Source organism: uncultured Sphingomonas sp. (assembly GCF_946477935.1).
GTDB lineage: Bacteria > Pseudomonadota > Alphaproteobacteria > Sphingomonadales > Sphingomonadaceae > Sphingomonas.
Genome location: NZ_CAMLAC010000179.1, coordinates 1 through 7,373, shown reverse-complemented (window position 1 = coordinate 7,373; position 7,373 = coordinate 1). Strand labels below are relative to the sequence as shown.

General features: G+C 64.4%; 7 protein-coding genes and 1 tRNA gene. 3 read left to right on the top strand and 5 right to left on the bottom strand.

Annotated elements, in window-relative coordinates:
- The first annotated feature begins 161 nt into the window (after positions 1-161).
- Together Q0U08_RS15450 and secA are read left to right on the top strand one after the other, a co-directional pair.
- Complete coding sequence (locus tag Q0U08_RS15450; protein WP_298092404.1) at positions 162-419, top strand: hypothetical protein; 258 nt, start codon at positions 162-164, stop codon at positions 417-419.
- Between the two features lie 103 nt (positions 420-522).
- Positions 523-3,267, top strand: a complete 2,745-nt coding sequence (secA, locus tag Q0U08_RS15445) for a preprotein translocase subunit SecA (RefSeq protein ID WP_298092402.1) — start codon at positions 523-525, stop codon at positions 3,265-3,267.
- A 69-nt stretch (positions 3,268-3,336) separates the two neighbouring features.
- Here secA and Q0U08_RS15440 read toward each other — a convergent pair whose 3' ends face one another.
- Together Q0U08_RS15440 and Q0U08_RS15435 are read right to left on the bottom strand one after the other, a co-directional pair.
- Complete coding sequence (locus Q0U08_RS15440; protein WP_298092401.1) at positions 3,337-3,921, bottom strand: hypothetical protein; 585 nt, start codon at positions 3,919-3,921, stop codon at positions 3,337-3,339.
- Positions 3,922-4,031: 110 nt separating this feature from the next.
- On the bottom strand, positions 4,032-4,451 hold the full coding sequence (locus Q0U08_RS15435) for a secondary thiamine-phosphate synthase enzyme YjbQ (RefSeq protein WP_298092399.1): 420 nt from the start codon (positions 4,449-4,451) through the stop codon (positions 4,032-4,034).
- A 93-nt stretch (positions 4,452-4,544) separates the two neighbouring features.
- Between Q0U08_RS15435 and Q0U08_RS15430 the strand changes: the two genes are divergently transcribed.
- On the top strand, positions 4,545-4,922 hold the full coding sequence (locus Q0U08_RS15430) for a glycine zipper 2TM domain-containing protein (RefSeq protein WP_149681980.1): 378 nt from the start codon (positions 4,545-4,547) through the stop codon (positions 4,920-4,922).
- Between the two features lie 279 nt (positions 4,923-5,201).
- On the opposite strand, the gene Q0U08_RS15425 is transcribed toward Q0U08_RS15430, so the two are convergent.
- From Q0U08_RS15425 to moaA, 3 genes are all read right to left on the bottom strand, one after another.
- A tRNA-Asn gene (locus Q0U08_RS15425) sits at positions 5,202-5,276 on the bottom strand.
- Positions 5,277-5,347: 71 nt separating this feature from the next.
- On the bottom strand, positions 5,348-6,127 hold the full coding sequence (locus tag Q0U08_RS15420) for an NAD kinase (protein WP_298092398.1): 780 nt from the start codon (positions 6,125-6,127) through the stop codon (positions 5,348-5,350).
- Positions 6,124-7,134, bottom strand: a complete 1,011-nt coding sequence (gene moaA / locus Q0U08_RS15415; RefSeq protein ID WP_298092405.1) for a GTP 3',8-cyclase MoaA — start codon at positions 7,132-7,134, stop codon at positions 6,124-6,126. Before moaA ends, Q0U08_RS15420 begins: the two co-directional genes overlap by 4 nt.
- Positions 7,135-7,373: the final 239 nt, after the last annotated feature.

The window sequence follows — 7,373 nt, the reverse complement described above, 5'->3', positions numbered from 1 at the left end:
GGCAGGAAATGGGCGGGCGAGGGGGGAAACGTTCATCGCGCCTACATACGCGACGCCGTGCAGCGGGCAAGACGCCTGCACGCCGGTCGGATGAAGATGGCACGGCGTTTACCACGCGAGTAGGTGGACGGCCTTGCCCTACTGATTTAAGACCGGGCGCGATGAACCTGCTTCTCCTTCTGTCGGCTTTGCTGTCCGCGCTCACCGGCGCGGTCGGGGCGACACGCGGGGCCGGCGCGCAGCAGGTCGTCGCCGCGCAGGCGGCAGTGGCGCAGACGCAGGTCTCACGCGTCGCGGCGGCGAATACCCGACCGGCGCAGGCGCTGCCCGGCCTGCATGCGGTAAGGGGCGTGGCGGTTTTCGTCGCGCCCGTGCCGCACGCGATCATGCCGCTTTATGCGAGCCGCCGGCGCGAATAGCGTCTTGGCGCCGGCTGCTGCCGGACCCATCTTGCCCTCACGATTTCGCGTTGCGCGCCCGGATGCGGCTGCGTGCGCATCCTTCAGATAACAGGAATTGCCCATGTTCGGCGGCCTCGCCAAGTCCTTCTTCGGTTCGTCCAACGACCGATATGTCAAGTCGCTCAACCCGGTCCTCGCCAAGATCGCCGGCTTCGAGCCTGCGTTGCAGGCGATGTCGGATGCCGAACTGGCCGGTCAGACGGTGAAGTTCCGCGACCAACTGGCGAAAGGCGCGACGCTCGACAGCCTGTTGCCCGAGGCCTTCGCGACGGTGCGTGAGGCCGCCAAGCGCGTGCTCGGTCAGCGGCATTACGATGTGCAGATGATAGGCGGTATCGTCCTCCACCGCGGCGAGATCGCCGAGATGCGGACCGGCGAGGGCAAGACGCTGGTCGCGACGCTCGCCACCTATCTGAACGCGCTGCCGGGCAAGGGCGTGCACGTCGTGACGGTGAACGACTATCTGGCCAATCGCGACGGCCGCTGGATGGCGCGCGTCTATGGCTTTCTGGGCCTCACCACCGGCGTCATCATCCCGAACCTGACCGACGAACAGCGTCGCGACGCCTATGCCGCCGACATCACCTACGGCACGAACAACGAGTTCGGCTTCGATTATCTGCGCGACAACATGAAGTATGAGCGTTCGGGCATGGTGCAGCGCGCGTTCAACTTCGCGATCGTCGACGAGGTGGACTCCATTCTGATCGACGAGGCGCGCACCCCGCTGATCATCTCCGGCCCGACCGACGACAAGTCCGAGCTGTACATCAGCGTCGATGCGATCGTGAAGCAACTGGAGGCGGCCGATTACGAAAAGGACGAGAAGCAGCGCTCCATCATCCTGACCGAAGAAGGCACCGAACGGGCCGAGCGGCTGCTGGAGAATGCCGGGCTGCTCCAGGGCGCCAACCTGTATGATTTCGAGAATACGCAGGTGGTCCACCATCTGAACCAGGCGCTGCGTGCGAACATGATGTTCAAGCGCGACACCGACTATATCGTCAAGGACGGCAAGGTCGTCATCATCGACGAGTTCACCGGCCGCATGATGGACGGGCGCCGCTGGTCAGAAGGCCTGCACCAGGCGGTGGAGGCCAAGGAGGGCGTCAATATCGAGCCTGAGAACCAGACCATGGCCTCGATCACCTTCCAGAATTATTTCCGCATGTACCCCAAGATCGGCGGCATGACCGGCACGGCGGCGACCGAGGCGGCGGAATTCTACGACATCTACAAGCTGAACGTCGTCACCATCCCGACCAACCTGCCGATTTCCCGCGTCGACGAGGAAGACGAGTTCTACAAGAACACGCAGGACAAGTTCCGCGCGATCGCGCGCAAGATCGGCGAGCATGCGGCCAAGGGCCAGCCGGTGCTGGTCGGCACCGTGTCGATCGAGAAGTCGGAGCTGCTGTCCGAGTTTCTGATGCAGGAAGGTGTCCAGCACAAGGTGCTGAACGCGCGCTATCATGAGATGGAAGCGCATATCGTGGCGCAGGCGGGCCGGCTGGGCGCGGTGACGATCGCGACCAACATGGCGGGTCGCGGCACCGATATCCAGCTTGGCGGCAACCTGGAATTCCGCATGTCCGACGAACATGCCGACTTCATCGAGGGAACGCCCGAATATGAGGCGATCGCCGAGCGCGTCCGTGCCGAGATCGCCGAGGAGAAGAAGGCGGTGCTGGCGGCGGGCGGCCTGTTCGTGCTGGGCACCGAGCGGCATGAAAGCCGTCGCATCGACAACCAGCTGCGCGGCCGCTCCGGTCGCCAGGGCGACCCCGGCCTGTCGCGCTTCTATCTGAGCCTGGACGACGATCTGCTACGCATCTTCGGGCCGGACACGCTGTTCGCCAAGATGATGCGTTCCAACATCGAGGATGGCGAGGCGATCGGCAGCAAGTGGCTGACCAAGGCGATCGAGACCGCACAGAAGAAGGTGGAAGCGCGCAACTACGACGTGCGCAAGCAGGTCGTCGAATATGATGACGTGATGAACGACCAGCGCAAGGTCATCTACGAGCAGCGCGCCGACATCATGGATGCCGAGACGGTGGGCGAGATGGTCGCCGATATGCGCACCGAAACGGTGAATGCCATCGTCGGCGGTGCCTGCCCGCCCAATTCCTATCCCGAACAATGGGATGTCGCGGGCATGAAGACGCAGCTCAAGGAGCTGCTCAACATCGAGCCGCCGATCGACGACTGGCTGACCGAGGAAGCGATCGATCCCGAGATCGTGCTGGAGCGGGTGACCGCCGAGGCCGACAGCATGGTGGAGGCCAAGTCCAAGGAGCTGGAGCCGGACACCTGGGTGCAGGTGGAAAAGTCGATCCTCCTGCAGAACCTGGATCATCACTGGAAGGAGCATCTGGCGACGCTCGATGCGCTGCGGCAGGTGGTCCATCTGCGTGCCTATGCGCAGAAGACGCCGATCAACGAGTATAAGCAGGAGGCTTTCTCGCTGTTCCAGCGTATGCTGGACGTGATCCGCGAGGATGTGACGCGGACCATCGCGCATGCGAAGTTCCAGTTCCAGGCGCCGCCGGAACTGCCCGAGCTGCCCGACTTCATCACCTCGCACTTCGATCCGTTCACCGGCGAGGACGATACGCGCGATATCGATGCCGGCACGCTGGGCCTGATCCAGACACAGTTACCGCCGCTCCAGTCGCCGCAGCCCGAGCCGCAGACCTTCGGCGAGGATCCGGCGGAATGGGAAGGCCGCGTCAACCGCAACGCGCCGTGCCCGTGCGGATCGGGGCGCAAGTATAAGCACTGCCACGGCGCGGTGACCGCCTGACACGAAAAGGGCCGGCGAGGGGATGCCCCGCCGGCCCATTTATCGAGCGTTCGTCTGATCCGCGGCGGATCAGCGTTGCTTGGGCAGCACCACCGTCGGCCCGATCGTGTTGACCACCGCGCGGGCATCGAAGGCGCGCAGATTGTCCCGCGGGATCGGACCCTTGCGCATCACGACCTCGGCAGTCGCTTCGTAGCGGTCGACGGTGCGGATATCGACGCCGCCGCCCCATGGGCCGCCCCAGAAGGGATCCCACGACCGCCAGCCGAAGCCGGCACCATGGAAGCGCCACATCGGGCCCCACAGGCCACCGCCGAACCCGCCAAAGCCACCACCAAAGGCGGTGGGGTTCGAGTAGGTGCGCGACCGCAACTGCGTGTCGCGATCGGCCATGACGAAATAATCATAACCACCGGCAAGCGTGAGTTCAGCCGCGCGGAACAGCAGATATCGCTCGACCGTATCGCGCGCGGTGACCGTGTTGCCCGCAAAGCTTACCAGGAAGCGGTTGGGCTCGATCTGGCGATCAGAATACCCCGTGGCGTAGAAGCCCGAACCCGTGGCGGGGCGGTATGTAGTTTCCGTCGCGCAGCCCGCGACGAGCAGCGTACCCGCCGTCAGGGCGGCTAACAGTGCCTTGCGACCAATTTGCATGGACTCTTTCCTTCTCCGTCCACCGCATCGACGGCGAACCTGTTCGCTCGTACCCTCATAACCCAGAACGTTCGATGAACGGGTTTGCTCCCGCGACGAATTGTTGTGGATCACGTTCCGATCAGATGCAATGCAATCGATCGCCGGTGCGGCCGGCGGCGGTGTTCGAACAGATAGAGTGACTGCCATGTGCCCAGCGCCATGCGCCGATCAAGGATCGGTATCGCCAGATTGACGCCGGTCAGTGCCGTGCGCAGATGCGCGGGCATGTCGTCCGGCCCTTCGTCGTCATGGGTGTAGGCGTGTGCGTCCTCCGGCGCGATGCGATCGAAATAGGCCAGCAGATCGACCTGTACCTCCGGCGATGCGTTCTCCTGGATCAACAGCGACGCAGAGGTGTGCCGACAGAACAGCGTCAGCAAGCCCTCCGCCATGTTCTGCGCGTCGGCCCAGTCGGCGACGCGGCGAGTGATGTCGAACAGGCCCTGGCCGGGCGTATCGACGGATAGAAGGGTCGTTGTCTGGCGCATGCAAGAACAATGCTTTGGCGGCACAAACGGCCCCAAATGGGACCTACATGCCCGGACATGCGTTAGCCTGGGCACTTCTCGAGGAGACGCATCATGAAGTCGAACCTGCTTGCAGCCCTGGCGGTGGCCACGTTGGCCGTGCCGGTGACCGTCGCCCCCGTCGAGGCGCAGCGCCGCGACCGCGATTATCGCTGGCATGGCGACGATCGCAACTGGGAGCCGTCGCGTGATTACCGTCGCGGCAATTATCGCGAGCGGCGCCTGAGCCGGAACGACCAGATCTATCGCGGGCAGGACGGCCGCACCTATTGCCGTCGTAACGATGGCACGACCGGCCTGGTGGTAGGCGCGGTTGGCGGTGGCGTGCTGGGTAATCTGGTCGGTGGCGGTACGCTCGGGACCTTGCTCGGTGCTGGCGGCGGCGCACTGCTGGGTCGCGAGGTCGATCGCGGAAAGGTCCGCTGCCGCTGATCTGATCGGTTCGCTCCGATATATCGAAGCGCCGGTGGGGGAACTCGCCGGCGCTTTTTTTTGTTGAGGGCGACCGCTTGGGGACGAGCACGGGGAATGCGCGGCCACCCTCATGTGTCATGACGGAGTGACTGTTCCGCAGCCTTGATCGTTTTGACACAAGGCGGATGCACGCTGTCGAACAGCGGATGCCGCATGCTTGCTATATCGTGTGTAACAATGCCACGTTGTGCGAGCCATACGCTCAAGCAGGACGGGGCGGGAGATCTACAGCGCCGGTGGCTCCCTGAGTAGGATTCGAACCTACGGCCGCTCGATTAACAGTCGAGAGCTCTACCGCTGAGCTATCAGGGAATGTCCGGCGCTGTGGGGGGCTCTATAAACGGCTCGAAAAAGCTTGCAAGCCTCTTTTTTTCGGGTCGGTATCAGGAGGCGAATTGCTCCATCGTGATGCGGTCGTCGAGCGCATGTTCGGGGTCGAACAGCAGGGTCAACTCGCGCGAACGATCCATGCAGATGTCCACCCGCGCAACGTCGCGCACCTCGCGCTGGTCCGCGACGGCGGACACGGGACGCTTGGAGGAATCCAGGATACGGATCGAAAAACGCGCCCGGTCGGTCAGGATGGCGCCGCGCCAGCGCCGGGGGCGGAACGGGCTGATCGGGGTGAGCGCCAGCATGCCGGACCCGAGCGGCAGGATCGGGCCCTGCGCCGACAGGTTGTAGGCGGTCGAGCCGGCAGGTGTCGCCACCAGGATGCCGTCACAGGCGAGTTCGGGCATGACGATACGATCGTTGACGCTGATCTCCAGATTGGCGGTCTGCCGCGTTTCGCGCAGCAGCGAAACCTCGTTGATCGCGGGCAGTGTCTGGACGCGGCCATCGACGGCGGTGACCGTCGCCTGCAGCGGCGTGACCTTGAACGGGCGGACGCGCATCAGCCGCTCCTCCAGACCGTAGCTGCGCCATTCGTTCATCAGGAAACCGACCGTACCCAGGTTCATCCCGAAGACGGGCACCGGCGGCTTGCGGCGTTCGAGCATGCCGTGCAGCGTCTGGAGCATGAACCCGTCGCCGCCCAGCGCGATCACGACATCGGCCTCGTCGACATCGACCCAGTCGGCCATGTCGCGAAGCTCGGCCGCCGCCTGTTGCGCGGGCGGTGTCGGCGAGGCGACGAGCGCCCGCCGTTCATACGCGCTCATCCGCCAGTGACGCTCATGTGCCGCGACACGGCGGGGGCAGCGCCGCTTTCGATCCGGAAATCATGCCGCGCCGGCTTGATCGCCAGCCCGGCATCGATTGCGGCGTCCAGCGCGGGCAGCCCGCCGGCTCGCAGGGCGGCCTTCAGGTCAACCTGATCCTCATGGCCCAGGCACATGAACAGCTTGCCCTCCGTGGTCAGGCGGACCCGGTTGCAGCCATCGCAGAAATTGGCGGTGAGGGGAGAGATGAGGCCGAGGCGGGTCTGTGTGTTCTCCACCTGCCAATAGCGGGCAGGGCCGCCGGTACGATGCGCCGCGCGAACCAGCGGAAAGCGTGTGGACAGGTCGTCGAACACCTTTGTCAGCGGCAGAAAACGATCTACCCTGTCCTCGTCAATCGCGCCCAGCGGCATGGTTTCGATCAGGGACAGGTCCAGTCCTTCATCGATACACCATTGCAGCATGGGGGCGATCTCATCCTCGTTCAGCCCCTTCAGCGCGACCATGTTGATCTTGACGGCCAGACCGGCGTCGCGCGCGGCGAGGATGCCGCGGATAACGCCGTCGACATCGCCGTGGCGGGTGATGAAGCGGAAGCGATCGGCATCGCGGCTGTCGAGGCTGACATTGATGCGCGCCATGCCGGCATCGACCATTTCTGACGCATAGTGTGCCAGACGTGTCCCATTTGTGGTCATGGTCAGTTCGTCGAGGCCGGTGCCGACGTGCCGGCCGAGCCGGCGGACAAGCTCGCCGACGTCGCGGCGGACGAGGGGCTCGCCACCCGACAGGCGGATCTTGGTGACGCCGCGTGCGATGAAGCGTTCGGCGATGACCGCGATCTCTTCCAGGCTCAAAAGCTTGGATCGCGGCAGGAACGTCATCTGTTCCGCCATGCAGTAGCGGCATCGCAGGTCGCAGCGATCGGTCACCGAAATCCGCAGATAACGGATCACGCGGCCGTGCTGATCGGCCAGGGGCTGACCCGCTAATATGTTCGGAGCCATGGTCACTTGGCTAGGACCTTGGCACCTGAGCGGCAAGTCCGATTCGCATTGGCGGGAAAAGAGACGGCGGCTAGGCTGGTTGGATGAAGCAGGGGACGATCCATTCGCGCGAGGATGCCGTGGCAACGGGCGTCGTCCTGATTTCGTTCCGGCGCGGAACCGCGCCGGACAGCGCCCTGATCGACGCGGTGTCGCAGGCTGGACGACGATCGGTTGCCGTCCCGCCTGCGACACCGCGT